Annotated in this window: 25 protein-coding genes and 6 pseudogenes; 14 read left to right on the top strand and 17 right to left on the bottom strand. The window is 65.5% G+C overall.

From position 1 onward, the window contains the following. Window positions 1–69: 69 nt before the first annotated feature. The 3 genes and pseudogenes from M3I54_RS03380 to M3I54_RS03370 form a co-directional block, all read left to right on the top strand. A complete protein-coding gene (locus M3I54_RS03380; RefSeq protein ID WP_254333030.1) occupies window positions 70–1,032 on the top strand; it encodes an MFS transporter in 963 nt (320 codons plus the stop codon). A 49-nt stretch (window positions 1,033–1,081) separates the two neighbouring features. Next, window positions 1,082–1,660, top strand: a pseudogene (dkgB, locus tag M3I54_RS03375) (2,5-didehydrogluconate reductase DkgB); the annotation flags it as partial. Window positions 1,661–1,823: 163 nt separating this feature from the next. Then, window positions 1,824–1,991: pseudogene (locus M3I54_RS03370) on the top strand (LysR family transcriptional regulator); the annotation flags it as partial. A gap of 144 nt (window positions 1,992–2,135) precedes the next feature. On the opposite strand, the gene M3I54_RS03365 reads toward M3I54_RS03370, so the two are convergent. The 4 genes from M3I54_RS03365 to M3I54_RS03350 form a co-directional block, all read right to left on the bottom strand. Then, complete coding sequence (locus tag M3I54_RS03365; RefSeq protein ID WP_069262357.1) at window positions 2,136–2,570, bottom strand: phosphate-starvation-inducible protein PsiE; 435 nt, start codon at window positions 2,568–2,570, stop codon at window positions 2,136–2,138. A gap of 103 nt (window positions 2,571–2,673) precedes the next feature. After that, a complete protein-coding gene (locus M3I54_RS03360; protein ID WP_254333004.1) occupies window positions 2,674–3,552 on the bottom strand; it encodes a 4-hydroxy-tetrahydrodipicolinate synthase in 879 nt (292 codons plus the stop codon). Between the two features lies 1 nt (window position 3,553). After that, window positions 3,554–3,886: a hypothetical protein gene (locus M3I54_RS03355; protein WP_254333003.1), complete on the bottom strand. Its 333-nt coding sequence runs from the start codon at window positions 3,884–3,886 to the stop codon at window positions 3,554–3,556. 99 nt (window positions 3,887–3,985) lie between these two features. After that, window positions 3,986–4,306 (bottom strand): hypothetical protein, encoded by a 321-nt coding sequence (locus M3I54_RS03350; protein WP_254333002.1) that lies wholly within the window; start codon window positions 4,304–4,306, stop codon window positions 3,986–3,988. Window positions 4,307–4,351: 45 nt separating this feature from the next. Here M3I54_RS03350 and M3I54_RS03345 point away from each other — a divergent pair, with 45 nt between their 5' ends. Both M3I54_RS03345 and M3I54_RS03340 read left to right on the top strand, forming a co-directional pair. Continuing rightward, on the top strand, window positions 4,352–4,939 hold the full coding sequence (locus M3I54_RS03345) for a hypothetical protein (protein ID WP_254333000.1): 588 nt from the start codon (window positions 4,352–4,354) through the stop codon (window positions 4,937–4,939). 20 nt (window positions 4,940–4,959) lie between these two features. Then, window positions 4,960–5,346, top strand: a complete 387-nt coding sequence (locus M3I54_RS03340; protein ID WP_254332997.1) for a hypothetical protein — start codon at window positions 4,960–4,962, stop codon at window positions 5,344–5,346. Between the two features lie 110 nt (window positions 5,347–5,456). Here the strand turns inward: M3I54_RS03340 and M3I54_RS03335 are convergent, their stop codons facing one another. Both M3I54_RS03335 and M3I54_RS03330 read right to left on the bottom strand, forming a co-directional pair. Further along, window positions 5,457–6,794, bottom strand: coding sequence for an aminotransferase class V-fold PLP-dependent enzyme (locus M3I54_RS03335; protein WP_254332996.1), 1,338 nt, complete (start codon window positions 6,792–6,794; stop codon window positions 5,457–5,459). Between the two features lie 45 nt (window positions 6,795–6,839). Next, a pseudogene (locus M3I54_RS03330) lies at window positions 6,840–7,749 on the bottom strand (MFS transporter); the annotation flags it as partial. 2 nt (window positions 7,750–7,751) lie between these two features. Between M3I54_RS03330 and M3I54_RS45310 the strand changes: the two are divergent. Continuing rightward, window positions 7,752–7,874, top strand: a pseudogene (locus M3I54_RS45310) (hypothetical protein); the annotation flags it as partial. 203 nt (window positions 7,875–8,077) lie between these two features. Here the strand turns inward: M3I54_RS45310 and M3I54_RS03320 are convergent. From M3I54_RS03320 to M3I54_RS03300, 5 genes are all read right to left on the bottom strand, one after another. Beyond that, a complete protein-coding gene (locus tag M3I54_RS03320; RefSeq protein ID WP_254332995.1) occupies window positions 8,078–9,478 on the bottom strand; it encodes an amidase family protein in 1,401 nt (466 codons plus the stop codon). A gap of 44 nt (window positions 9,479–9,522) precedes the next feature. Next, window positions 9,523–10,713: an MFS transporter gene (locus tag M3I54_RS03315; protein WP_254332994.1), complete on the bottom strand. Its 1,191-nt coding sequence runs from the start codon at window positions 10,711–10,713 to the stop codon at window positions 9,523–9,525. A 148-nt stretch (window positions 10,714–10,861) separates the two neighbouring features. Continuing rightward, entirely contained in the window at window positions 10,862–11,650 is a 789-nt protein-coding gene (locus M3I54_RS03310; RefSeq protein WP_254332993.1) for an alpha/beta fold hydrolase, read from the bottom strand. A 51-nt stretch (window positions 11,651–11,701) separates the two neighbouring features. Beyond that, on the bottom strand, window positions 11,702–12,058 hold the full coding sequence (locus M3I54_RS03305) for a DUF4148 domain-containing protein (protein ID WP_254332992.1): 357 nt from the start codon (window positions 12,056–12,058) through the stop codon (window positions 11,702–11,704). A 273-nt stretch (window positions 12,059–12,331) separates the two neighbouring features. Next, window positions 12,332–14,164, bottom strand: a complete 1,833-nt coding sequence (locus M3I54_RS03300; RefSeq protein ID WP_254332991.1) for a cytochrome c biogenesis protein DipZ — start codon at window positions 14,162–14,164, stop codon at window positions 12,332–12,334. Between the two features lie 318 nt (window positions 14,165–14,482). Between M3I54_RS03300 and M3I54_RS03295 the strand changes: the two genes are divergently transcribed. From M3I54_RS03295 to M3I54_RS44775, 3 genes and pseudogenes are all read left to right on the top strand, one after another. Next, entirely contained in the window at window positions 14,483–15,046 is a 564-nt protein-coding gene (locus tag M3I54_RS03295; protein WP_254332989.1) for a thioredoxin family protein, read from the top strand. A gap of 174 nt (window positions 15,047–15,220) precedes the next feature. Continuing rightward, window positions 15,221–15,304, top strand: a pseudogene (locus M3I54_RS03290) (aldehyde-activating protein); the annotation flags it as partial. 16 nt (window positions 15,305–15,320) lie between these two features. Next, window positions 15,321–15,446: a hypothetical protein gene (locus tag M3I54_RS44775; RefSeq protein WP_302058827.1), complete on the top strand. Its 126-nt coding sequence runs from the start codon at window positions 15,321–15,323 to the stop codon at window positions 15,444–15,446. A 6-nt stretch (window positions 15,447–15,452) separates the two neighbouring features. Here the strand turns inward: M3I54_RS44775 and M3I54_RS03285 are convergent, their stop codons facing one another. The 3 genes from M3I54_RS03285 to M3I54_RS03275 form a co-directional block, all read right to left on the bottom strand. After that, window positions 15,453–15,860 carry a GFA family protein gene (locus M3I54_RS03285; RefSeq protein WP_254332987.1) on the bottom strand — a complete coding sequence of 136 codons (408 nt, stop codon included), beginning with the start codon at window positions 15,858–15,860 and terminating at the stop codon, window positions 15,453–15,455. Between the two features lie 75 nt (window positions 15,861–15,935). After that, window positions 15,936–16,475 (bottom strand): cytochrome P460 family protein, encoded by a 540-nt coding sequence (locus M3I54_RS03280; RefSeq protein WP_254332985.1) that lies wholly within the window; start codon window positions 16,473–16,475, stop codon window positions 15,936–15,938. 11 nt (window positions 16,476–16,486) lie between these two features. Continuing rightward, window positions 16,487–17,530: an alpha/beta fold hydrolase gene (locus M3I54_RS03275; protein WP_254332983.1), complete on the bottom strand. Its 1,044-nt coding sequence runs from the start codon at window positions 17,528–17,530 to the stop codon at window positions 16,487–16,489. Between the two features lie 411 nt (window positions 17,531–17,941). On the opposite strand from M3I54_RS03275, the gene M3I54_RS03270 reads away from it, so the two are divergent. Continuing rightward, window positions 17,942–18,190, top strand: coding sequence for a DUF4148 domain-containing protein (locus M3I54_RS03270; protein ID WP_254332981.1), 249 nt, complete (start codon window positions 17,942–17,944; stop codon window positions 18,188–18,190). A 40-nt stretch (window positions 18,191–18,230) separates the two neighbouring features. After that, window positions 18,231–18,653: an organic hydroperoxide resistance protein gene (locus M3I54_RS03265; protein WP_254332979.1), complete on the top strand. Its 423-nt coding sequence runs from the start codon at window positions 18,231–18,233 to the stop codon at window positions 18,651–18,653. Between the two features lie 81 nt (window positions 18,654–18,734). On the opposite strand, the gene M3I54_RS03260 is transcribed toward M3I54_RS03265, so the two are convergent. Together M3I54_RS03260 and M3I54_RS03255 are read right to left on the bottom strand one after the other, a co-directional pair. After that, the gene (locus M3I54_RS03260) at window positions 18,735–19,769 is read right to left on the bottom strand and encodes a 2-hydroxyacid dehydrogenase (protein ID WP_254332977.1); all 1,035 of its coding nucleotides are present in this window, start codon (window positions 19,767–19,769) and stop codon (window positions 18,735–18,737) included. 235 nt (window positions 19,770–20,004) lie between these two features. Then, window positions 20,005–20,367 carry a DUF4148 domain-containing protein gene (locus tag M3I54_RS03255; RefSeq protein WP_254332975.1) on the bottom strand — a complete coding sequence of 121 codons (363 nt, stop codon included), beginning with the start codon at window positions 20,365–20,367 and terminating at the stop codon, window positions 20,005–20,007. Window positions 20,368–20,689: 322 nt separating this feature from the next. On the opposite strand from M3I54_RS03255, the gene M3I54_RS44770 reads away from it, so the two are divergent. After that, the gene (locus M3I54_RS44770; RefSeq protein WP_266232470.1) at window positions 20,690–20,815 is read left to right on the top strand and encodes a hypothetical protein; all 126 of its coding nucleotides are present in this window, start codon (window positions 20,690–20,692) and stop codon (window positions 20,813–20,815) included. A gap of 251 nt (window positions 20,816–21,066) precedes the next feature. Here the strand turns inward: M3I54_RS44770 and M3I54_RS03250 are convergent. Further along, window positions 21,067–21,156, bottom strand: a pseudogene (locus M3I54_RS03250) (metal ABC transporter substrate-binding protein); the annotation flags it as partial. A 288-nt stretch (window positions 21,157–21,444) separates the two neighbouring features. Here M3I54_RS03250 and M3I54_RS03245 point away from each other — a divergent pair. Both M3I54_RS03245 and M3I54_RS03240 read left to right on the top strand, forming a co-directional pair. Next, entirely contained in the window at window positions 21,445–22,977 is a 1,533-nt protein-coding gene (locus M3I54_RS03245; RefSeq protein WP_254332974.1) for a nodulation protein NfeD, read from the top strand. Beyond that, a complete protein-coding gene (locus M3I54_RS03240) occupies window positions 22,974–23,747 on the top strand; it encodes a slipin family protein (protein ID WP_254332972.1) in 774 nt (257 codons plus the stop codon). The genes M3I54_RS03245 and M3I54_RS03240 overlap by 4 nt, the downstream gene beginning before the upstream one ends. Window positions 23,748–23,922: the final 175 nt, after the last annotated feature.

Genomic DNA, 23,922 nt, shown 5'->3' with positions numbered 1-23,922 from the left:
CTACCCACCACGGCCCGCCCGGCCCCCCAGCAGCATCGCGCCAGCCCGCCGGCGACGCGCGGCGCCGCTCTGCCGCTCCTGGCACTCGCCGTTGGCGCATTCGGTATCGGCACGACCGAATTCTCGCCGATGGGCCTGCTGCCCGTGATCGCCGAGGGCGTGCATGTGTCGATCCCCAGCGCGGGCATGCTGATCAGCGCCTATGCAATCGGCGTGATGGTGGGTGCGCTGCTCATGACGCTCGCCCTCGCCCGCTGGCCCCGGCGCACCGCGCTCATGGCGCTGATGGGCATCTTCACGCTCGGCAACCTGCTCTCCGCCATCGCCCCCGACTACACCACGCTGCTGCTCGCGCGGCTTGTCACGAGCCTGAATCACGGCGCATTCTTCGGCATCGGCTCGGTGGTCGCCGCGAGCTTCGTGCCGCGCGAGCGCCAGGCAAGCGCCGTCGCGACGATGTTCATGGGACTCACCATCGCGAACATCGGCGGCGTGCCCGCGGCCACGGTGCTTGGCGCAGGCGCGATGTTCACGCTCTACACCTATGTCACGCCCACGCTCACGCATCTCACGGGCGCGACGCCTGGCTTCGTGACCGCCATGCTCGTGCTGATCGGTGTGGGTTTTTCCATCGGCAACGCGGCGGGCGGGCGTCTCGCAGACCGCTCGCTCGACGGCACGCTGCTGGGTTTCCTCGCGCTGTTGATCATCGTGATGCTCGCGTTTCCGGCGCTGGCCGCGACGCATGTGGGTGCGGCCGCTGCCCTGCTCGTCTGGGGTATCGCGACCTTCGCGGTGGTCCCGCCGCTGCAAATGCGAGTGATGCGCGCCGCCCATGATGCGCCGGGGCTCGCCTCGTCCGTCAATGTCGGCGCGTTCAATCTCGGCAACGCGCTGGGCGCCGCCGCGGGCAGCGCCGCGCTCTCCGCCGGTCTCGGCTACGGCGCGGTGCCGATTGTCGGGGCGCTCATCGCGTTAGGCGGCGTTGCGCTAGTCATCGTCCAGATCGCCGTGAACCGGCGCTCGCGTTAAGTCGCTTTTTTCGCTTAGGCAAGCCAATCATTTTTTTGTGGAGAACATCATGAGCAAGATTCCCGCCTTTGGCCTCGGCACATTCCGCCTGGAAGGCCAGGTTGTCATCGACTCCGTGCGTAACGGTCTTGAAGTCGGCTACCGCGTCATCGACACCGCATAGATCTACCGCAACGAAGCCGAAGTCGGCGAAGCGATCGCCGCTTCCGGCATTGCGCGCGACGATCTCTTTCTCACGACCAAGATCTGGGTCGATCACTACTCGCGTGAAAAGCTGGTGCCGAGCTTGAAGGAAAGCCTGAAGAAGCTGCGCACCGACGAAGTCGATCTCACGCTGATTCATTGGCCCGCGCCCAACAACGGCGTACCGCTCGAAGAATTCATGAGCGCGCTGGCCGAAGCCAAATCACAAGGGCTAACCAAACAGATCGGCATTTCCAATTTCAATATCGAACTGACGAAGCAGGCAATCGCGGTGGTCGGCAAAGACAACATCGCCACCAACCAGATCGAATTGAGCCCGTACCTGCAGAACCGCAAGCTCGTTGACTTCCTGCAGCAGGAAGGCATTCACGTGACGTCGTACATGACGCTCGCCTACGGCAAGGTGCTCGGCGATCCGGTGATGGTTGTATCTTGCCCGTGAGGGGCTGTGCGAGGCGCATTCATTTGCGTACTCCTCTCGGAAAACGGGTGTCGGAATCCTCGTTTTACTCCAGGAGGCTTACTTCCGCGGCCCCTCCATAGTATCTAAAGCGGATTTGAAGCGTCGGCGACAATTTTCGAAATTGCCCACCGAGGCCGGACACTGCGCGATCCGCTACGCGCGCCTGATCCACACCGATCCCGCGCATTTGCGCGATGTGCTTGTCGGACTCTCGCGCGGGCGTGGCGGACGCGTAGCGGTTGGAGTCGTCATGGGCGCGGTACCGCTGCTTACCGAGGCGATTTCCACGCTAAACTTTCGCCGCCAGGCGGACGCGCAACGCAGCTACATCGAACCCCTGCTCGCCGCGTGCCGCACCATTGCCGCGCGGCTCGGCCCGGTTCGCGTGCGCTAATGCAGCAACCCTAGCAGCCCAACAGCGGCAGGACCGACCGCCCTACTTCGCCTCTTCCACGCGCCGCTCATCGGTATTGCTGGGATATTTCGCCTGCCCGAAGCGGATGATCAGCACGCCCAGGGCGATCAGCACGATCGCGCCTGCAGAAGCCAGCAAATGCAGCTCCGTGTTCGCGCCCGCGCGCAGGATGAGGTCCCGCGCAATCGACACCATGGCGATGTAGAGCGGGAAGCGCACCGGTAGCTGCCCCGCCTTGAGATACTGCCCGACCATGGCGAAGATTTCGAGGTAGAGAAACATCAACAGCAGGTCGGTCAGCGTCACGCCGTCCGAATGCACCATGTGCCATATCAGCGCGCCCATGGCGGCCACGGTGCCAATGCCGATGATCAACAGGCCGAACAGTTCGGCCAATTCCATGGCGCGCTCGAGGCGCTCCTTGATCGCTCGCTGCAGAGCGTTCTCGTACTTCATCTTCGCGGTTTCCCCATGACACGATAGGGGGATAGTAGCGCGACAAGATGAAAGTTCGAAAACGCGAAAAAAAAATCCGCGCGAGCGCGACCGCGACGCGAAATCAGGGCGAAGGCGCGGCGGCGCGCAGGTCGTCGAGCAAGGCGCGAGCGAATTCGAGTTGCGTGACGAGCGCGGGCGAAGCCGGCCGGATCGGCATACGCGTTTCGGGGGCCAGGGTGCCGTCGAGCGCCATCATGGCCTTGATCGCACTTGGGTTCGGCGCGGCGAACAATAGGCGCAGCACACCCTTGAAGCGCGCGAAAAGCCGGGCCGCCGCCTCGCCGTAGCCCGCCTTCACGAGCGAGTGCACATCGCGCAGCAAGTCCGGGCAAATGTGTGCGCTCGCGAGTATGCCTCCCGCGGCGCCCGCTTCGAGACACTCCAGAAACGCTTCGTCCGTACCGCAAAGCAGCGAGATGGGCAGTTGCCCCAGCGCCTTGAAGCGCTCGCTCGCGCAAGCCTTGATCGCCACGATATTGTCGATTTCCGCCAGTTCGCGCACCGTTTCGACTTCGATCGGCACGCCTGTTCGATGCGGCACGTCGTAGAGCACCAGCGGCTTCGACGTGGCACGCGCGATCTGCCCGAAGTGCCATGCGAGCCCTGCTTGGTCCGGGCAAACATACGACGGTGGCGGAACGAGAAAGCCCGCCACGTCCCACCTTTCCAGCGTGCGCAGGTCCTGCACGAACGCGCGCGTATCGCTGCCGCCCAGGCCCGCGATCACGGGCACGCGCCCCGCTGCGACCTCCGTGATGGCTTGCAGCACGGTCACGCGCTCCACGTCGTTCAGGAGCGCCGACTCGCCGGTCGTGCTGAGCGCGACGATGCCGGCAACGCCGTCACTCGCGTATTTGTCGGTCAGGAGCTCCAACGCCTCGACATCCACTTCGCCGTCACGCAGCGGCGTCACGATCGGCAACCAGATTCCGTCGAACATATCAGGCCCCCTTGTTGCCGATGCGCGGGCGCAACGCGCCGATCGTAGCCTGCGGCACGCTGCCTATCAGCATATGCATCGTGAAGTCGATGTCCTCGGGCGCGATATCGAGTTGCACGCGTATGGCGCCTCGCACGAAGGCAGTTTGCGCAACGTAGACGCCGAGCGGGGAATGAAGCAGCGCCGCGAGATGAGCCCGCGCGGCTTCCTCGGTGTTCGCGGTCAGCATGACTTCGAGCCAGGCACGCGGGGCCCGCAACGGAACGACCTTCGCACGCGGGCGCGGAATCGGCGCCACGATCTCGTAACGGGGGATGGGATTTGCGTAAGCCATGAGATTTGAATTGCTATTCGCAGGTTGTGAACACAACTTCAGCGTATTACCGAGCGCGTAAAACCGGTGTTAAAAATAGCGGTGCGTCTTGTCTAAATTTCAAACGCTTTGTGCGAGCTGGGGATTCAACTCGAGATGCAGCACGACAAGCCAGCGTCGCGGGCACGCGTTGGCAATTTCGAGTTGCGCTTCGTGCGCAACTTCACCGCTCCGCGCAGGTCCGATGAATCCCTGCTTCTTTGCCGTGGCCCACGCGGCGCGCGCATCAGTCACCAGCCAGTTGCTTACGAGAAGGCACGTAATGCAGCTGAAAATCACCGTCTCCAAGTCGGAAATGCCCGGATCGATTTGTTGGGTAACGTAGCCGAACACGGCGGTCAGTATCTGGTCCACGGAAAACGTAAGAAGCGCGAGCTTCAACCAGCCTCGAAAGCGCATCGGCATGATCAACGGAGAAACGTAAGATTGAACGGCGGGTGGCAAAACATGGCAATTCCTCGGCCGGATTCGACGCGCCAGTGTAGGCGTGGCGTTCCTCCTCGCACAAGAAAAAATGCCGTAAACAAACGCCGCATTTACACACCGGTGGCCAAATTTTTACGGATTGTTTACGCGCCGTTCGCTACGATCATGCTGATCCGCAATCTCTCAGGCCATTTCGTGTTGAAACTTCTCATTCCCGTCATCGACCGGCACGGCGCAGCCGAAGCCGCACGCCACAGCGCGTTTCTTTTCGCCGAACGCGGCATGGTGGAAGTCGAGATCGTGGAGACGATACAGCAAGCCGGGTCGAACAACGGCGCGCGCAAGCGCAGGCAACGACACGGCCGCGACATGCTCGACGCCACCTGCGCGATTCTCAAAGACGCAGGTGTGCCGTACCGGCTACGGCACGCGCCGGGACCCGCGGAGCGCAGCATCGCAGCGTGCGTGGAATGTGGCGGCGCGGATATCGTTCTCGTGGACGCGAGCCATCTCGGCTTTCTGCGCAAATGGATGATGCTCGCAAGGCTCAGGCGGCTTTGCAGCGTGCCCGTGACCTTGTTGCATTGACGGCGTAGCAGCCCCATCGCATGCGCAACATCTCTTCGCCGATCCGGCGCACATTGAGCGCCGCGCGCGCCATCAGTCCGAATAAGCGCGCGTTGCTTCGCGTGTGCGCGTTGATTCTGCTGATCACTCCCATTCTGACTTCGGCGTTCGCGTTTTTCGCATTTTCGAATCAACCCGATTTCGCGCTGGGACTCACGGCATTCTTCTGCTTCATGTGCTGCACGCTGCTTGCCGTCTGGATACGATCCGATGCGCGCCATGCGTGGTCGCGAGCCCGAGAGTCGGGCTTCGTGCAGCCGGCCGCGATTCGCCCCGGCCGCGCAGTGCGGGTGTCGAGCGCCTGCCCTTCGCGGTGGCTCGTCGTGCTGCATGTGGAACTGCACGGAGGCATCGTCGCGGCGCGGTAGCGGCGCCCAACGTCAACGGGAGATCAGCGCGAGATCAATGCGTAGTGATCGCAGCGTTACCGGCAAACCGGCAGTTCCGCAGCATGCGATTCCTCACATTTTCGGCTTATTCACGGCTTTGGTGCCAGCAGTTGCACGAGCGCCTCGACGTCTTCGTCCCGCGTGCGCCACGACGACACGCTGATCCGCAACGCGGGCCGACCTTGCCACATCGTGCCGCCGAACCACGTTTCGCCCGAGGCCTGCACGGCGCTGCGCAGCGCCTGCGTCTGCGCGTCCGTTTCGCAGCGGAACAGCACCTGGTTCAGCACGACCCGGTTGAGCACCTCGTAGCCCAGGCGCTCGAGTTCCGCGCCGATGCGCTGCGCCTGCGCGTGATGGCGCTCGACCATGGCCGCGACACCGCCGCTGCCCAGCGTGCGTAGCGCCGCCCACACGGGAATGCCGCGCGCGCGGCGCGAGAATTCCAGCGTGAGGTTTTTCTGCGCGTCGGCGCTCGCGGACAAATAGGCCGCGTCGCTGTTCATCGCCTCGGCCAGCGCCGTTGCATCGCGGCAAATGACCATGGCGCAGTCGTACGGTGTGTTCAGCCACTTGTGCGCATCGGTCGTCCAGCTATCGGCGCCTTCGATGCCCTCGGTCAGCGCGGCCAATGACGAGGTCCGCGCCCACAGGCCAAACGCGCCATCGACATGCACCCACGCGCCGGTCTCCCTGACACGCGCGATGATCGGCGCAAAGGGGTCGAATTCGCCGGTATTCACTTCGCCGGCCTGCAGGCACAGGATCGTGCGGTCGTCGAGTTGCGGGAGTCTCGCCGCATCCACGCGCCCATGGGCATCGACGGCCGCGTAGACGATGCGGTCCAGCCCGAAGCCCAGGATGCGCAGCGCCTTCTTCACCGTGATGTGAGCGAGTTCCGAGACCACGACCTTGATCTCGGGCGCGCCCATCAGCCCCTGGCGGTCGAAGTCCCAGCCTTGCCGTGCCAGCAGCGCGCGCCGGGCGGTAGCGAGCGCGCCGAGCGTGCACGCTGTCGCGCTGGTGCCGAAGCCCACGGCGCTTTCGCGCGGCAGGTCGAGCGCTTCGAGCACCCAGCGGCCCGCCACGCGTTCGACCGTGGCCGCGACCGGCGAGTTGTCGAACGTCGAGGCGCACTGATCCCACGCCAGCATGAGCCGCTCAACCGCGGCCGCTGCAGGGAGCGCCGCGCCGATCACGAAGCCGAAATAGCGTGGGCCGTTCGAAGCCGTTGTCGCCGGCGAGCCTATGCGGTCGAGCAAAGACAGCGTGTCTTCGGCGGGCAATCCGCTTGCGGGCAGCGGCTCGTCGAACGCACTGAGCGCCGCGATGGCTTCGTTCGAGGGGAAAACACGTCGCGTGCCGTTTCCTTCGAGGTAGCGCAGGCCGCGTGCGTCGGCATCCGCCAGCAGTTTCAGTTCATCCATCCATGCCTCCCGGTTCGAGTTTCCATTCAGGCTTCAATTCAACGTTCAGGCGCACGAGGCCGCACGCGGCATGCTTCGCACCGTGACGACCCAGAACACGAGTGCAAGCAAACTCATGGCAGCGCCCAGCATACACACACCATGCCAGCCCGCCACGGCATACGTCGCCGTAGTGCCGATCGCGCCAAGCCCGCTGCCAACCGCATAGAACAGCATGTAAAGACTCACGAGCCGGCTATGCAATTGCGCGTCGCCGCCACCACGCCAGCAACAAGAGCGCCAGCGCGGCAGCACTGGTGCGCTGGCCCCAACCCCGGTCCGCCCATTGGCCGGCGCGCGCGGCGGCAAGCGCACCCGTCGCCCCGGCGATGCCGAAGGCCCCAATCGCCGTGTGAGAAAAATTGTAGGGCGGCGCACTCAACGGCAGCACCAACGTGCTCCAGAAGATATTGAGCGTCGGGAACATCAGCAGCGCGAGCACGCCGCGCGTCTGCAGCACGCGATCCGGGCGCAACAACGCGAACATCGAGATGATCAGGTGTACATAGCTCATCGTAGCTGGCGCGCCGCGCGCAAGTTTCGGAAGCCGACGCCACAGCGGCACGGCAAGCGCGAGCATGACGGCGGCGGAACAGCCATATACGCCGCGCCAACCGGCAAGATCGCTCACGCCGCCGGAGAACACGCGAGCCAGCAGCAGGCCAACGAACACGCCAGTGCCCGCTGCGCCCACCACTCGCCCGCGCTCGTCGGGCGCGGCGGCGGCGGCCACATAGGCGATCAAACCCTGCGTCATGGCCGTGCCCAGCATGCCCACACCCAGCATGCCAGCCAGCAACACCGCAACGGATCGCGCGAGACTGACCACGCCGAGGGCGCCCGCCAGCGCGAGCAGTTGCGCGATCATCAGGCGGCGGCGCTCCACCCTGTCGCCCAACGGCACGAGCAGCAGCAAAGTTGCATTTTAAAACCAGTCGAAATATTCTGTCCGGCCGTTTGAGCCATCTCGTCGAGGCCGGCATTCTCGAAACACGGCCTGCCTCTGACGGTACGACCTATCAGGAGTACGTGCTAACGAAGAAGGGGGAAAGTCTCTTCCCCGTCATCGTCGCCCTTCAGCAGTGGGGCGAGCACCATTTGTTCGAGCGCGGCGAACGGCATTCGTGGTTGATCGACAAAGCAACGGGCAAGCCGTTGCTTTCCATGTTTCCGCAAACCCGCGAAGCCACGCGCTCACTCCTCACGACACTGTGGTCAAGAAGCCCGCATGATGCCCGCCCGGCTTACATGGCCGGGTCGATGGGCGAAGGCGGCGCGCCGCGTTCCTCGATGGCCTGGCCCGCCAGCAGACACAGGTCCTCGCGGAAGTGCCCGGCGACGATCTGCACGCCAACCGGCACGTCCTTCACCATGCCCGTGGAGACGACGAGTCCCGGCAAGCCCATCGCGGGCAAGGCGCGCATGGTCAACTGGGCGTCCCATACGCGCTGGAATCCCGCCGCGCCCTGCATGTCGAGGTTATCGGGGAATGGCAGTTCGCCCGAAACCGGCAGCAGCAGCACGGGATATTCCGAAAGGAACAAGCGCCATGCGCGCGTGAGCGTCGTGCGGCGAACCAGCGACGGGACCACCACGTTCTCGGGCATCGCCGCGACCTTGGCGCGCACGCCGTCCACCACCGCCTGCGCGCCCGGGTCGCCGTCACGGGCCACGGCGTCGGCGAGCGCCGGGAAGCCGTCGCCGAGCCACAGGCGTTCCTGCACTTCCCCGGCGTCACGCAACAGCGGCACGTCGTCGATCTGCTCGACCGTCCAGCCGGCGTCGGCGAGTCTGCGGCCAGCGTCGAGCAGGGCGTCCTCCACCTCCTTCGTGATGCTCATGCCGCCCGGACGCAGGCAGAGCGCCGCGCGCCGCGGCACGTCGGGCCCGATGAGCGGCGCCGGCGCCCACCAGGGGTCGCGCAGGTCGGGCGCCGCAAGCGCGGCGAGCGCCACGCGCAGGTCCTCGACCGTGCGCGCCATCGGGCCCGCGCCCGACATCATCTGCGCGCCGATCGGCCGCTCGGGCGACGACGCGTTGAACGCCGGCACGCGCCCGATGCTGGGCCGCAAGCCATGCACGCCGCACGCATAGGCCGGGTAGCGCACCGAGCCGCCAATGTCGGTGCCGAGCGCGATATGCCCGATGCCGGCCGTGACCGCCGCCGCCGCGCCGCCGCTCGAACCGCCCGGCGTGAGCGACGCATTGCGCGGGTTTTTCGTATGCCCGTGGACCTGGTTGCTCGTGAACCAGCGCAGCGCGAAGGTCGGCGAATTGGTGCGGCCGAGCAGCACCGCGCCCGCGCGCACGAGGTTTTCGACAGCCGGGCTGTTCACCTGCGCGATCAGATCCTTTTGCAAACGCGTGCCGTTGGTCGTCGCGAATCCCGCCTGGTCGATGTTGATCTTCGTGGTGACGGGCACGCCCGCGAGCGGCCCCGGGTCTACGCCACGCGCAATCGCCGCGTCGATCTTGTCGGCCTGTTCGAAGACCCATTCGGGCCGGTAGTCGATCACCGCGTTGATGAGCGGATTGACGGCTTCGAGGCGCTCGAGCGCGGCCGTCGCGGCCTCGCGTGCAGACACCTCGCGCGCGCGAACCCGCTTTGCGAGTTCAGTTGCGGATAAACGCCATAGTTCAGTCACGATCCCTCCGGTTCGTTAGCCAATTGAGAATGGCCAGGGCCTGTTCAGGCGTTGGCCGATAACGTCTCGCCACGCCGCCGGTCGCGCAGGACCGCCAGCGCGAGCGCCGCGAGTCCGCACGCCGCGATGAGCGCGAGCAGCGCCGCCCGGCCGCCGTGCACCAGCACCCAGCCGCCGACGCTCGGAAACCCGAACGCGCCCACGAAGTACGCCGCGACGAACCACGTGAGCGCGGCGCGGCGGTGCGCGGCAACGGAGTCGTTGACGGCCTGGAGCTGGACGATCGGGTAGGCGAGCCCGTACCCGGTGCCCAGCAGCACCGCCGCCGCCGATTGAAACAGTACGTGAAACGGTACGACGAACATCGCCGCGCTGCCCATCACCATCATGGTGAGCAGCACTTTCGTCGCGGTTTCGGAGCGCATCTTGATGACCACGCGCGAGAGCAGCCAGCGCGTGGCGACGACCGTCACCGTGTAGACGCTGAAGAAGGTGGTCGCTTTCGCCTCGGTGCCTTGCACGAGCGACATCTGGAACGTCATGAGGCCCGAGAACACGCAGCCGCCCAGCGCGATGATGACAATGGGATACACCGCGCGCGTGCGGGCGATCACGCCCATCTTCAGGAGCCACGGAGCTGGCGAGGCCGGCTCCTGCGTCGCGGAAGTGGAGCGCACGTGCGGCGCGAGCCTGCCGAATAGTTCGAGCAGGAAGGCCGCCAGCACGCACAGACCGCCGATCGCGTAGAGCACGCCGCCAAGCGGCATGCGCCAGAAGCGGATCGCAAACCCCGCGAGCGCCGGACTCGCGCCGATGCCCGTCATCTGCATGGTGGCGAAGCGCAGGAACCAGAGGCCGCGCTCGACGTCGTTCGTGCGCTCGGCGAGCGCCATGGGCGCGGCCAGACAGAACGCGCCCCAGCCGAAGCCCACGAGGAAACCGGGCACGACGTCGAAGCTGCTCACGTGCGCGACAAGCGCGAAGCTCACCACGCCCGCGCCCACGCAGAGCGCCGCGAGCGCGGCCATGCGCGCCGCGCCCACATGCTGGGCAACCCAGCCCGTGAGCGAGACGCCCACGAAGGTGCCGAGCGCGGCGCCCGCGAGCGCCACGCCGGTGTTGATGTCGTTCCCGCCGATGGCGTGCACGCGCATGGAGAACAGGAACGTCGCGCCATAGCCTGCCGATGCGAGCAGGACGCCGACGAGCATGATGAGGGCACTGAATGGGCGCACGGCGGGCATTCCGGACGATGACGGAAGTGTGCAGATTATCAGTCCCTGTACCCAGCGCTGCATTCAGGTGCTCCTCGGGTGCGATGACGGTGGCAGGCGAGCGGCCAGACAGAGGAAACGCTTCCACTGTCTGGCCGGCGCGGGCCGGTTACTTTGCGTCCTTCTGCGTGTGCTCTGCCGCGTCGATGATCGCGTCGGCCACGGCCTTCGGCTGGCTCAGCATCGAGACGTGGCTGCCGTTCACGCGCGTCACCTTCGCGCCGATGTGCTTCGCCATCGATTCCTGCAGCGCGGGGTCGATCATGCGGTCGCGCGCCGTCACGACGAAATACGACGGCTTGTCATGCCACGCGGCCTGCGTGACCTTCTGCGAGAGTGCGCCGCTGAACCACGGGTCCTGCGTGGCCGCCACGATGCGTTGCTGCGCGGGCGGCAGGTCGGGCGCGAAGTCCTGGCGAATCGCCTTGTCGGAGAGCGTCAGATAGCCCGCCGAGTCTTTGCGCAGTTCGCTCGCCCAGGGCGCGTCCGGCTGGCCCTGTGTGATATCGGCGATCGACTGGCCGTTGTCGGGTGCGAATGCCGCCACATACACGAGCGACTTCACTTTCTCGTCGTTGCCGGCTTCGCTGATCACGACGCCCGCCCACGAGTGGCCGACCAGCACCACCGGGCCCTTCTGCTGCTCGATCACGCGCTTCGTTGCGCTCGTGTCGTCAGCGAGCGAGCTGAGCGGGTTCTGCACGGCCACGACGTGCAGGCCGCGCGCTTCGAGCAGCGGAATCACGCGGCTCCAGCTGGAGCCGTCGGCAAAGGCGCCGTGCACCAGCACCACGTTGGTGCCTTTCAGATCCTGTGGCGCCGCGGCATGCGCCGGTTGCAGCGCGAACAGGCCGCCGAGGAGCGCCACGGACGTGAAAATCTGCTTGATCGAAGCCATCGTTTTTCTCTCTTCTCTTATCGGGTCGTTCGGTGGGTCGGGAAAGGCGGATTACGAATGCGCGTAGATCGGGCCGAGGCCGGGGATATCGTCCTGCGTGGCGCGCGCGGCGTTCGCGTTGCGATGCGGCACGCGCGGAGCGGACGCATCTGACGCGCCAGCCGCCACACCGCCATACGACGACAAGGCGGCTTGCTGCGCGACCTGGGTGGCTTCCACGCGCGCCAGCGCTGCCTGGATGTTGCTCGGGTATTGGGTTTCGTCGGCGGCCGGGTTGTAGCCGGCTTTCTGCAACTGCACGAGTTCGGCGCGCACCTGCGCACGGGTGACGGGCTCGTTCGACTGAGCGAACGAAACAACCGGGGCGGCGGCGAGAGCTGCGAGGGCGAGGAGCTTGAGGGCTTTCATGACGTTCTCCAAAGAGGAATGAGGTAGACAGCGATCGGGTTCAAACCGGGTTCTGTTCAGCGCGAGAGGTGTATCGAGCTGGCATAGGTGTATTTGAACGTCCGGATGTATCTGCCGTGTTTCCATTTGGGGCGCGGTTTGCATATGAACGTGTCCGAATTGCGCGCAGATACATTGCACTACAAAAAGCCCCGAGTGATGCGCGCCACGGGCCGCAACGCAAACGCCGCCGGGCCCGCGAGGGCACGGCGGCGCGGCATGGCTTTGCGCGTATCAGCCGAACGTGAAGCTGTAGACTTGCGCGCCCGGGTCGAGAAAGCGGATCTCGAAGGTGTGATCCTCGATGCGACCGGACTGGCGCACGAGCTGATACAGGCGCGCGCTCGTGGCGACGCCGCTGCCGTCCGCTGCGACATCGGCGCCGTGCGCGGCGCCCGGCGGCGCGCCGTCGATACTGACGCGAAAGCGCACGGGCTTGCCGTCGGCGGTGGGCGCGAGCACCAGATGCAGGTCGCGCGCATGGAAGCGATAGGCGATGCTCGCCTGCGGCGCGGCCGCCACGGCGGACTCGGCGCCCACGTTCCACTGCCCGCCGAACGCCCACTGGTTCAAACCGAGCTGCCCCGGCAATGTGTACGTTGCGGCCGTATCGGCCTGCACGCGCTCCGCGTTCGCATTGTCCTGCGCCTCGCGATACCCCACATACGTTTCGCCCGAGCCGATGTCGCGCTGATCAGCCGGGGCCATCGCGCCGCTGGCCTGCGGTGCTTTCTGCGTGGCCGCGGGCGTGGCGCGGCCGTTGTCGGCCAGCAATTGCTGAATCGCCTGTTCGGCCTGCGCATAGTCGCCTTCGCCGAAGTGGTGATAGCGGACGCGGCCCTGGGCATCGACGAGATAGAACGCCGGCCAGTACTGGTTGCCGAAGGCGTTCCAGATGCGGTAGCCGCTGTCCACGGCAACGGGATAGCGGATGTCCAGGTTGGCCAACGCCCGCTTGACGTTGCCCGTGTCATGCTCGAAGCCGAACTCCGGCGTGTGCACGCCGATCACGACCAGGCCGTCGTTGCGGTAGCGGTCGGCCCACGTCTTCAGATACGGCAAGGTTCGCAGGCAGTTGATGCACGAATAGGTCCAGAAGTTGACCAGCACGACCTTGCCGCGCAGCGCTTCGGGCGTGAGCGGCGCGGAATTGAGCCACGCGTTCGCGCCGTCGAGCGCTGGCAGGCGGCCTTCCACCGGAAGATCGACGGCGGGCGCTGGGGCCGGCAGCGACACGCGCACAATGTGGGCCGCTTGTACGTCTTGTACCGCAGGACGTGCCCGGGCTTCCCGCTCCTCATGACGCACTGGTTCCGCGCGCGGCGTTTGCCGTGCCACGGCGGGGGCCGCAAGCAAATCGACGAGGCGCGCCTCCACGCCATTGGTCGGCGCGCCCGGCACCAGCGCAAGCAAGCGCGTATCCACACCCAGCGCGATCGCGCCGACCGTGAGGAGCACGAGCGCACCCATCGCGCGCCGCACATGCTCGCCCACGCCGAGCGAGCGCTTGAGCGCGGTCATCGCGCGATGGCCGAGGCCCGCCACCACCGCGAGCGAACTGGCGGCGCCCACGGCATAGGCCGCGAGCGCGGCCCACGTCTGCCAGGTCACACCTTGGCGGGCCGCGCCGGTGATGATGAGACCGAGGATCGGCCCGGCGCACGGCGCCCAGAGCAGGCCCGTGGCGGCGCCGAGCAGCACAGCGGAGCCGATGCGGCGCGACGCGCCATCGTCTTGAGAGCGCGCCATGAAGCGGTCGGCGAGCGTTGTGAGCGGGACAGAGAGGCGCGTGGCGAGCGCGGGAAAGAGCAGCGCCGCGCCGAACAGCGCGAACAGCCCGAGCGCGATCCAGCGACCGTACTCGCTCAACTGCGCCGCGCCGTTCAGGCCGGCGGCACCGAGACCGGTGAGCAGCGCGAACGTGAGCGCCAGGCCGAGCAGCATGGGCAGCCGGCCTGTCAGGAAAGGCTCTTCGGAACGCGCGAACACGAACGGCACAACCGGCAGGATGCAGGGGCTCAGGACGGTGAACGCACCGCCCACGAAAGCGATGACGATGAGTAACATGAGTTCGGTCTCCAGACGAATGTCGGCGGACTTGCCATGTGCGGTATTTCAGCGCGAGCATGTATCCGGGGAATGTCTGGAACGCGTGCGTCGTGCATCGTCATGTATCGCGAAAGCGGTTGGATACACGCGGATACAAACACGCGCAACGCGTGCAGCGGCGCGCGCGAGGCTATGGACGCGCAGCGGACGATTTGTATCTCTACGTATCGCGCCCTGGCGGCGACACACTACGTTTCAACAGTGCCGCAAGCGGGACACGAGCCAGATACGTGGGAGCGTTTCAATACGCTCGTCGTCCACACAAGGAGAACCCTCATGATCTCTCGTCTCAAGATAGCCGCGGTTGTCATCGGCCTCGCCGCCACCGTCGGGCTCACCGCATACGCCTCGGGCCAAGCGCCGTCGGGCGGCTCGGCCGCGCTGCAAACCGGCGCGCAGGCGCCCAATTTCACCGGCATCAACAACTGGCTCAACAGCCCGCCGCTCGACCTCAAGCAGTTGCACGGCAAGGTCGTGCTCGTCGACTTCTGGACCTTCGACTGCATCAACTGCGCGCACACGATCCCGCACATCAAGGAGCTGGACGCGCGCTATCGCGACAAAGGTCTCGTGGTGGTCGGCGTGCACACGCCCGAGTATTCGTTCGAGCGCGACACCGGCAACCTGCAGAAGGCGATCAAGCAATACGGCATTACGTACCCTGTCGCGCAGGACAACGGTTACGCGACGTGGAACGCCTATGGCAATCAGTACTGGCCGGCGGTCTATCTCATCGACCAGAACGGCAAGCTCGTTTATACCCATTTCGGCGAAGGGGATTACGCGCAGACCGAGCAAAAGATTCGCGATCTGCTGGGCATTCAGGGCAAGCAAGGATGATCGACTGGCGCCGCCGCTCCGGCTTCTGGGGCGGCGGCGATCACAAGGCGCTACGTATTTGCGGATACCAGCAGCAGCATTGGACGTTTGAGGCGTGATCGCGAGCGAAGAGACGCGGCCGAATTCTCGTTCGAAGGCGAAATCCGGTCTTACACGATAACCGGCGGCAGCGGCATGCCAACTACGCGAAATTCTTGTGCGCATTGCGGCAGCCCGCTCCTTGGCACGCCGCAGCATGCGCCGGAAATCGTGACGATCTACGCTGGAACGCTCGATGAACCTTCGCGATTCCACGCCGAATGCGCTCAGTTCACGTGTGAACGACATCAACTGGACGCCCGCGGGCCCGGCATCGCTCAATATACGGGACGAGCGCCCTGAGGCCACGCCGCCTCATTGAATACCCTCAAAGATGCCGCGTTTCCCGAGGCGGATTGCCCCAGTCATTCGCGAGACCATTGGCATAGGAGATCGGTGCGTCCAGGGCTTCATGCAAGTCGAAGTCGTCGATGCACACGATGTTCACGTTGATGTAAGGGTAGCCCGTTCCGTTCGGCATATCGACGCGGTCGAATACGTGCACACCGCAGTGTCGACAAAACGGATGATGGGCTACCGGGTTTTTCCCTTCGTAATGCGTAAGATCGCTTTCACCCGAGAGTAGAACGAAGGCTTCCGGGCGAACCTGGACGAGCCAGAGGCGGAGTTTTCCGCAGAAACTGCAGTTGCATCTTCCCGTGCCCTTGCTGAAATCGATTAGGGCTTCGAACTTCACCGACTGGCAATGGCAACTTCCGCGGTATGTCCGCTGCATGGAGCTCTCCCGATCAGTTTGACGACGACTGCGGGATTATGTCATCGATCCTGTATCAAGAGCCCCCGCATCCCATCAAGGCGCGAATCGCGTAAACACGCAGTCGCGATCCTTCACCTTCGAAGCGTGGCATGCAAAGCAGGTTTGATGCTGGGCCTCGTTGGCCGGCACGTCGTTGATGAAGCGCCCGTATCCCCAGCCGCCCGTTGACGCATAGCGGCGCGAGTCCTTCACCATGACCTGCACGGTCGTGGGCTGGCCCGGCACCGTGGCCGGCCCGAAATCGTCGGACTGCTTACGCTTGTACGCAAGCTTCACGAGGATCGTGCCGTCGGGATACGGCAGCGTTGAATTCTCGATGGCCTTGATCGCAAGCGGATTGCCGAGCACCACGCGCAGTTCGTCGAGCGGCGCGGCCTCCTCGGCCGGCGCGATCATTTCCCACTTGCGGTAGCCGGGCGGAATCGTCACGCCGTAGATCGGCGAAGCGGCCTGCCCCAGCGGTTGCGACTGCGCTTGCGCGCCTTGCCGGGCCGATGCGGCGGGACCCTGCGCGAGACCCGCGAGCAGCGCGCCTGCGAGGAGCGCGCGATGCTTGAAAAAACGTGCTTGCATCGCCGCGCCCATCACAGATGCGTGACTTGCAGGATGGCTTGCGCGAACTCCTTGGGCGCTTCCTGCGGGAGATTGTGGCCAATGCCGCCATCGATATTGCGGTGCAGATACTTGCCCGTGAACTTCTTCGCGTAAGCGGCCGGGGCGGGATGCGGCGCGCCGTTCGCGTCGCCTTCGAGCGTGATGGTCGGCACGGTAATGGCCGGCGCGGCGGCGAGACGCTGCTCGAGGCTGTCGTATTTCGCTTCACCCTGCACGAGCCCGAGGCGCCAACGGTAGTTGGAGATCACGATGGCCACGTGGTCCGGATTCTGGAAGGAAGCTGCGCTGCGCTCGTAGGTCGCGTCGTCGAAGTTCCACTTCGGAGAGGCGAGTTGCCAGATCAGCTTGTTGAAAGCGTCACGATTCGCGGCATAACCCTGCGCGCCGCGCTCGGTCGAGAAGTAGAACTGGTACCACCACTGCAACTCGGCTTGCGGCGGCAGCGGCTTGCGGTTCGCCTCCTGGCTGCCGATCAGATAGCCGCTCACGGAGACCATCCCCTTCACGCGCTCGGGCCACAGCGCCGCGACGATGTTCGCCGTGCGCGCGCCCCAGTCGTAGCCGCCCAGAATGGCCTGATCGATCTTCAGGGCATCCATGAACGCGATGAGATCGACAGCGGTGACAGCCTGCTGGCCGTTGCGCGGCGTGTCGTCCGAGAGAATGCGCGTGCTGCCGTAGCCGCGCAGATACGGCACGATCACGCGATAGCCCGACGCGGCCAGCATCGGCGCGACCTCGACATAGCTATGGATGTCGTACGGCCAGCCGTGCAGCAGGATCACCACGGGGCCGTTTTTCGGTCCCGCTTCGGCGTAGCCCACATTGAGCAGGCCCGCGTTGATCTGCTTGATCGGGCCGAACGATACGCCGTTGCCCGTGCGCGTGTTGCCCTCCGTGCCGCCAGCCGACTGCGCGTGCGCGAGACCGCCGAAAGCAAAGTCCGCGAGGGTGAGGCCGGCAAGCGACGTGCCGAGAAGGCGACGGCGCCGGACGTTGACGGGATCTGACATGACCACTTCTCCTTGATGTGCATGCAGGCCGCGCCCGAACGGCTTGGCCTCGTTGATTAGCCAGCGGCAGCAGATCGCTCGAATCGGTCGATCGCGCTCGCGGCGGCAGGCAAAACGCCTCGGTGAATTTATAACCGGGCAGGAAAATCGCCATGTATCCCAATGTGTCTGTTGTGAGCGCGTACACAAAACGAATCAAAAAACGTCGGCGTGGCAGGATCGACGCGACGCGGGCGGGCTTGCACGAGCGGCGGGCTTGTATCGCAATGTATAAGCGCCGAGGCCAGACACATACCCTTGCAAAACGCGGCGTTCATGAAACACGGCAGATACGTCCGGTGGTTGTAATGCATCAACGCCGGAACTTGCTGATGACCGGACGGATTTCCAAACCCTTCCCAGGAGAAAGTCATGAACGTATCGAAGCTCGCCCTCGCCGTTGCCGCCAGCGCCGCAGTCCTCGCAGCCGCTCCGGTCTTCGCCGCCATGCCCGCCCAGACGGGAGCCGCACAAGCTGTGGTTCAGCAAAGTCAGGCATGGACGCCCGCCAGCAATGCAGCGAACGCAAAGATCACGCGTGCACAGGTTCGCCAGGAACTGGTTCAGGCGCAGCACGACGGCCAGCTCGCCGCGCTCCAGCAGCTGTATCGCGGCAGCTAAATCATTGGCCTCACGACGCTAACCTCAGGAAATAAACACCATGACTCAGGCAGAAAAAGTGCTGTACACCGGCAAGACCCACACGACCGGCGGCCGCGACGGCGCGGCCCGCAGCGAAGACGGGCGTCTGGACGTGAAGCTCTCGCCGCCCGGTTCGAGCGCGCCGGGCACGAACCCGGAGCAGATGTTCGCGGCGGGCTGGTCGGCGTGCTTCATCGGCGCGATGGGCCGCGCAGCCACCCAGCTCGGCACGACGCTGCCGCGCGACGTGGCGGTCGACGCCGAGATCGACCTCGTCAACGCCGACGACGCTTTCAAGCTGCGCGGCCGCCTGAACGTGACGCTGCCCGGCATCGATCGCGAGACGGCACAGCGCATCGTCGAAACGGCACACCAGATCTGCCCCTACTCGAAGGCGACGCGCGGCAACATCGACGTCACGCTCAGCGTGGTCGAGGCGTGATCGCGCAGCAGTAGCAAGCAAAGAAGCGGCGGCTTGCGCGCGCCCCGCTTCGCTTTTGCGTGCTGCCGTGTGCGTTGCGCGTTAGCCGTGCGGCGCGTCCACGAGATTGCCCGGCGAACCGTTACGCCAGGCCTCCACGTTGCGCAGCGTCGTTTGCGCAATCTCGCTCATCGCCTCGCGCGTGAAGAACGCCTGGTGCGACGTGACGATCACGTTCGGAAACATCAGGAGACGCGCGAGCACGTCGTCTTGCAACGGCGCATCTGAGTGGTCCTCGAAGAACAGGCCGCCTTCTTCCTCGTACACGTCGAGGCCGAGATGACCCAGCTGGCCGCTCTTGAGCGCATCCACGAGCGCACTGCTCTCCACGAGCCCGCCGCGTCCGGTGTTGATGAGCATGGCGCCGCGCTTCATCTTCGCGAGTGCGTGACGGTCGATCAGATGACGGGTTGCCGGCACGAGCGGGCAATGCAGGCTCACCACGTCGGACTGCGCAAGCAGCGTATCGAGCGGCACGTAGCGCGCGCCGAGCGCCAGCAAGTCGGCGGCCGGCGTGCCCGGGTCATGGGCCAGAACCTGCATGCCGAAGCCCGCCATGATGCGCGCAAAACACCGGCCGATAATGCCCGTGCCGATCACGCCGGCCGTCTTCCCATGCAGGTCGAAACCGAGCAGCCCGGCAAGCGAGAAGTCGCCTTCGCGCGTGCGCGACACGGCGCGCGGCAGCTTGCGGTTAAGCGCGAGGATCAGCCCGACGGCATGTTCGGCCACCGCATGCGGCGAGTACGCGGGCACTCTCGCGACGGTGATGCCAAGACGCTGCGCCGCGGCAAGATCGACGTGATTGAAGCCCGCCGAGCGCAGCGCCACGAGTCGCGTGCCGCCCTTGTGGAGGCGCTCGAGCGTGGCGGCGTCGACCGTATCGTTCACGAACGGGCACACCACGTCGTAGCCGTCGGCGATCACGGCGGTTTCGGCATCGAGATGCGATTCCTGGTAGTGCAATTCGTACTGGAAAGCGGTGTTCGCTTCGGTGAATGTATCGACGTCGTACTGCCGTGCGCTGAACAGGATCATGCGTGGGCGAGCGGAAGTGGGGATCTGGGTTCCCGGCATGTTGACCTCGTGCGAGCTTCGGGGTGCAGGCGCGAATGGCGCCTCGATGCGCATGGATGCGCCTTGAACCCGAACGTCAAAAGCGTTCGCGTGTGCCGCGCGGGCATGCATGCGCGCACGCACATGGTAACAGTAGCCCGGCGCGCAATCGGGAACGAGCGGGCCGGGCATAGACGCGACAACGCCGCGAAGCCTGCCGGTGCGCGGCAAACTTCGCGGCGTGGTGCCGCGCGAATTACGAGTGAGCGTAGATCGGGCCGAGGCCAACGACATCCTGGCCGGCCTCATTCGCACCGGGGGCATTCGTTACGGTGCGGGCGTGCGTGCGGCTGCCTGCTGCGGACGCACCCTCGACCGATCCGCCGAACGCCGACGCCGCTGCACCGCTTTCGGCGCTCACGCGCGAGAGCGCGGCTTGCAGGTTCGCGGGGTATTGCGTGTTATCGCTGGCGGGGTTGTAGCCGGCCTTCTGGAGTTGCACGAGTTCGGCCTTCACTTCGGCGCGGGTCACCGGTTGGCTCGACTGTGCGAACGAGAGCGCGGGAACGGCAACGAGGGCAGCAAGAGCGGCAGCGGCGAGCGATTGTGCGAGCTTCATGGTGTTTCTCCTGACGTTGGGTGAGTGGTTGCGCACCGTTGTGTATCAACCTTGCGTAGGAGACATTTGAACGCCGCGATGTATCTGGCTTGTTTGCACGCGGGCCCGTTTTTGCAAGCGCGTTTGTCGGACAGACGGCCAGACACAATGCGATACAAGACCCCGCCCGGCCGGCCAGGCGGGGTCCGTTAGCACGCCAATAAGGGACGATTCAAAAGTGTCGCTGCACTGCACACTTAGCCTCCTCGCGCCTTGCATTCCGCCCCGAAATCTCTATAATAAGGGTTATCCCTTAGGCACCAACCCTAGCAAAGAGGAAATCATGGGTGCAATCGTCGAAAAAGTGACTCAAGTCCTGGCTGCACTGCGTCGTCTTGGCGCCGAAGCGCTGAACCGTCACCTCGAATACTGCGAACTGCTCGCAGAAGCTCAGCGCCGCTGGTACTAATCCGCGCCCGACTGCAGCAGCGTCCCCGCCCGCACAAACGAGGGACGAGAAGTAACACGCGGCCGCATCGAGCGGCCGGGTTTTATGCGGCGCCCAACCAAACCTCGGCTTCCGGGGCATCCGCGCGCGCCGCATTGGGACGCCACCCCGGCGCAGCCAGAAGCGCGCCGGCAAAGGCGTGCGCCTAGCCACACAACGCATGCGTGACCGGCCGGTCGTCCAGACGCCGCCGGGTGAGCACGTCGTTCCTGCCATCGCCGCCGCACCGAATCCTGGTCGCGCGTGAGGATGAAATGCGCGACCGCGTTCGAGTCGTACGCAGCCACCAGTTCGCGCGCCCATAGGCCTCGCCGCCGAATGGGTGCATGCGCGCTTCCACAGTCCTCTTGCCATTTGGTTGCGATAGCAACGACTTGCCGGCCACCGGATGTTCGCCACGAAACCCGGCACGCCAAATCTCGATTCCTCCATTGCCTTCGGAGCCGCGCAATCAGTGTGCGGCGCAACGTTCGGCGCGTATTCCCGCCATTCGGGCCGGTTCGCGCTTTGGGCGGAAAGCGCCTACTCTTGAGGTATCGGGCTCTTGCCCCATCCGCGAACCGGAACGTGCGCTACATTCCGGACTCCCGATGCGCGATCATCGCCCCTCGTATGCCGCGGTGCACGACGCGCCGCCCGCTCACCCACACCATCCGCTCACGGCGCGGCTTGCTCGTGCCGTCGTGTTCGTCGCCTTGCTCGTCGCGTGGGCCGCCCTGGCGGCCGCGGTAGCCGTGCCGGCTGCGTTCGCGGCGGCGAGCCCGCCCGTCGTCGTCATGACGGTGAACGGCGCCATCGGGCCCGCCAGCGCCGATTTCATCGTCCGCTCGCTGGAGCGTGCCGCGCGCGAGCGTGCGCCGCTTGCGATCCTCGAACTGGATACGCCCGGCGGCCTCGATACGTCGATGCGCCAGATTATCAAAGCGATTCTCGCCTCGCCGGTGCCGGTCGCGGCGTTCGTCGCCCCCGGCGGCGCGCGAGCCGCGAGCGCGGGCACCTATATCGTCTACGCAAGCCACTTCGCGGCCATGGCGCCGGGGACGAATCTCGGCGCGGCGTCGCCGGTGCAGCTTGGCGTAGGCGGCGGCGGTGGCCTTCCAGGTGGCCCGGCAGGCGAGCCCGAGACAGCCTCCGGCGCCTCGGCCCCGCACACTGACGACAACGCATCGACGGAGGCCCGCAAGGTCATGCACGACTCCGCCGCCTACATTCGCGGCCTCGCGCAACTGCGCGGGCGCAACGCGGCGTGGGGCGAGCGTGCGGTGCGCGAGGCCGTGAGCCTCTCGGACGAAGAAGCCCGCGACCAGCACGTGATCGATCTGATCGCGCAGGACCCCGCGGATCTCGCGCGCCAGCTCGACGGCCGCACCGTCATGACCACGGCGGGCACGCTGCGCTTAGCCACCGCCCACGCGCCGCTCGAAGTCGTCACGCCCGACTGGCGCAACCGCTTTCTCTCGATCATCGCCGACCCGAACGTCGCGCTGATTCTGCTGACCATCGGCATTTACGGGCTCTTCTTCGAGTTCGCGAACCCCGGCTTCGTGCTGCCCGGCGTGGCGGGCGCGACCTGCCTGCTGGTGGGCCTCTTCGCCATGCAGTTGTTGCCCGTGAACTACGCGGGCCTCGGGCTCGTGCTGCTCGGGCTCGCGTGCCTCGTCGCGGAGGCATTTCTGCCGACGTTCGGCGTGCTGGGCTTCGGCGGCATCGTGGCGTTCGCCATCGGCGCGCTCATGCTGATGGACACCAGCGCACCCGGCTACGGCATTCCCATACCGCTCATCGCGGGCCTGGCGCTCGGCGGCGCGGCGTTCGTCGCCACCGTCTCCAGCGTGGCGCTGCGCGCGCGGCGGCGGCCCGTGGTGACCGGCGCCGAGGCGATGGTAGGCGCCACTGGCGAAGTGATCGACGAGGGCCTGCATCCCGACCCGCGGCCCGGCCACGCAACGCTTTCCACGGGCTGGGCGCGCGTGCACGGCGAGCGCTGGCGCGTGGCATGCGCCACGCCGCTCGCCGCCGGCAGCCGCGTGCGCGTGAGCTCGCGCAGCGGCCTCACGCTCACCGTCACCCCGCTGCACGGCGCGGTAAACGACAAGGCACACGACAAGGGAGAACGTTCATGATCGGCTTCACGTTCGGCTTCACGGGTCTTCTGATCGCGCTGTTGGTGCTGATTGCCTTATCGTCCATCCGCATCTTCAAGGAGTACGAACGCGGCGTCGTGTTCATGCTCGGGCGCTTCTGGAAGGTCAAGGGGCCGGGCCTCGTGCTCATCATTCCCGTGGTGCAGGTGGCGGTGCGCATCGACCTGCGCACCGTGGTGTTCGACGTGCCTTCGCAGGACGTCATTACGCGCGACAACGTTTCGGTGAAGGTGAACGCCGTGGTCTATTTTCGCGTGGTGGACCCGGAAAAGGCCGTGATTCAGGTCGCGCGTTACGTGGATGCGACGAGCCAGCTCGCGCAAACCACACTGCGCGCCGTGCTCGGCAAACACGAACTCGACGCCCTGCTCGCCGAGCGCGAGCAACTGAACGCCGACATCCAGAAAGTGCTGGATGCGCAAACGGATGCGTGGGGCATCAAGGTGTCGAACGTCGAGATCAAGCACGTGGACCTCAACGAAACGATGATTCGCGCCATCGCCCGCCAGGCCGAAGCCGAACGCGAGCGCCGCGCGAAGGTGATCCACGCGGAAGGCGAACTGCAGGCATCTGAAAAATTGCTGCAGGCCGCGCAATGTCTCGCGAAGCAGCCGCAGGCCATGCAACTGCGCTATCTGCAGACGCTCACCACCATCGCCGCCGACAAGAATTCCACCATCGTCTTCCCGCTGCCGATCGAACTGCTCAATGCACTAATCGAGCGCTTGGGTACGCCGCGCGAACCTTGAGTGATCCGTCCCCTCAGTTTTAAGCCGCTTGCGCCTTCGAAACACCTTCGGCAGTTCACCTGAATATTGCAGCGCAGCGAAATGAGCAGGTCGGCGCACCGCGCGCGCTCCTGCACGCTTCTTTTGCGCTTGGGATTGGCAGAGCGCGGAAATATCGCCAATAATTGCCCAACAT

This window comes from Paraburkholderia sp. CNPSo 3274 (genome assembly GCF_024206475.1).
Lineage (GTDB): Bacteria > Pseudomonadota > Gammaproteobacteria > Burkholderiales > Burkholderiaceae > Paraburkholderia.
This window is presented reverse-complemented; position numbering and strand designations above follow the sequence as displayed.

Coding starts and splice junctions, on each gene's coding strand:
- M3I54_RS03360 (WP_254333004.1), bottom strand. CDS start 3,552: ATGTTCGACGGAATCTGGTTGCCGATCGTGACGCCGCTGCGTGACGGC.
- M3I54_RS03280 (WP_254332985.1), bottom strand. CDS start 16,475: ATGCAAGCACGTTTTTTCAAGCATCGCGCGCTCCTCGCAGGCGCGCTG.
- M3I54_RS03265 (WP_254332979.1), top strand. CDS start 18,231: ATGACTCAGGCAGAAAAAGTGCTGTACACCGGCAAGACCCACACGACC.
- M3I54_RS03270 (WP_254332981.1), top strand. CDS start 17,942: ATGAACGTATCGAAGCTCGCCCTCGCCGTTGCCGCCAGCGCCGCAGTC.
- M3I54_RS03310 (WP_254332993.1), bottom strand. CDS start 11,650: ATGGCTTCGATCAAGCAGATTTTCACGTCCGTGGCGCTCCTCGGCGGC.
- M3I54_RS03305 (WP_254332992.1), bottom strand. CDS start 12,058: ATGAAAGCCCTCAAGCTCCTCGCCCTCGCAGCTCTCGCCGCCGCCCCG.
- M3I54_RS03285 (WP_254332987.1), bottom strand. CDS start 15,860: ATGCAGCGGACATACCGCGGAAGTTGCCATTGCCAGTCGGTGAAGTTC.
- M3I54_RS03275 (WP_254332983.1), bottom strand. CDS start 17,530: ATGTCAGATCCCGTCAACGTCCGGCGCCGTCGCCTTCTCGGCACGTCG.
- M3I54_RS03335 (WP_254332996.1), bottom strand. CDS start 6,794: ATGGATGAACTGAAACTGCTGGCGGATGCCGACGCACGCGGCCTGCGC.
- M3I54_RS03340 (WP_254332997.1), top strand. CDS start 4,960: ATGCGCAACATCTCTTCGCCGATCCGGCGCACATTGAGCGCCGCGCGC.
- M3I54_RS44775 (WP_302058827.1), top strand. CDS start 15,321: ATGAACCTTCGCGATTCCACGCCGAATGCGCTCAGTTCACGTGTGAAC.
- M3I54_RS44770 (WP_266232470.1), top strand. CDS start 20,690: ATGGGTGCAATCGTCGAAAAAGTGACTCAAGTCCTGGCTGCACTGCGT.
- M3I54_RS03255 (WP_254332975.1), bottom strand. CDS start 20,367: ATGAAGCTCGCACAATCGCTCGCCGCTGCCGCTCTTGCTGCCCTCGTT.
- M3I54_RS03355 (WP_254333003.1), bottom strand. CDS start 3,886: ATGGCTTACGCAAATCCCATCCCCCGTTACGAGATCGTGGCGCCGATT.
- M3I54_RS03295 (WP_254332989.1), top strand. CDS start 14,483: ATGATCTCTCGTCTCAAGATAGCCGCGGTTGTCATCGGCCTCGCCGCC.
- M3I54_RS03240 (WP_254332972.1), top strand. CDS start 22,974: ATGATCGGCTTCACGTTCGGCTTCACGGGTCTTCTGATCGCGCTGTTG.
- M3I54_RS03365 (WP_069262357.1), bottom strand. CDS start 2,570: ATGAAGTACGAGAACGCTCTGCAGCGAGCGATCAAGGAGCGCCTCGAG.
- M3I54_RS03260 (WP_254332977.1), bottom strand. CDS start 19,769: ATGCCGGGAACCCAGATCCCCACTTCCGCTCGCCCACGCATGATCCTG.
- M3I54_RS03300 (WP_254332991.1), bottom strand. CDS start 14,164: ATGTTACTCATCGTCATCGCTTTCGTGGGCGGTGCGTTCACCGTCCTG.
- M3I54_RS03245 (WP_254332974.1), top strand. CDS start 21,445: ATGCGCGATCATCGCCCCTCGTATGCCGCGGTGCACGACGCGCCGCCC.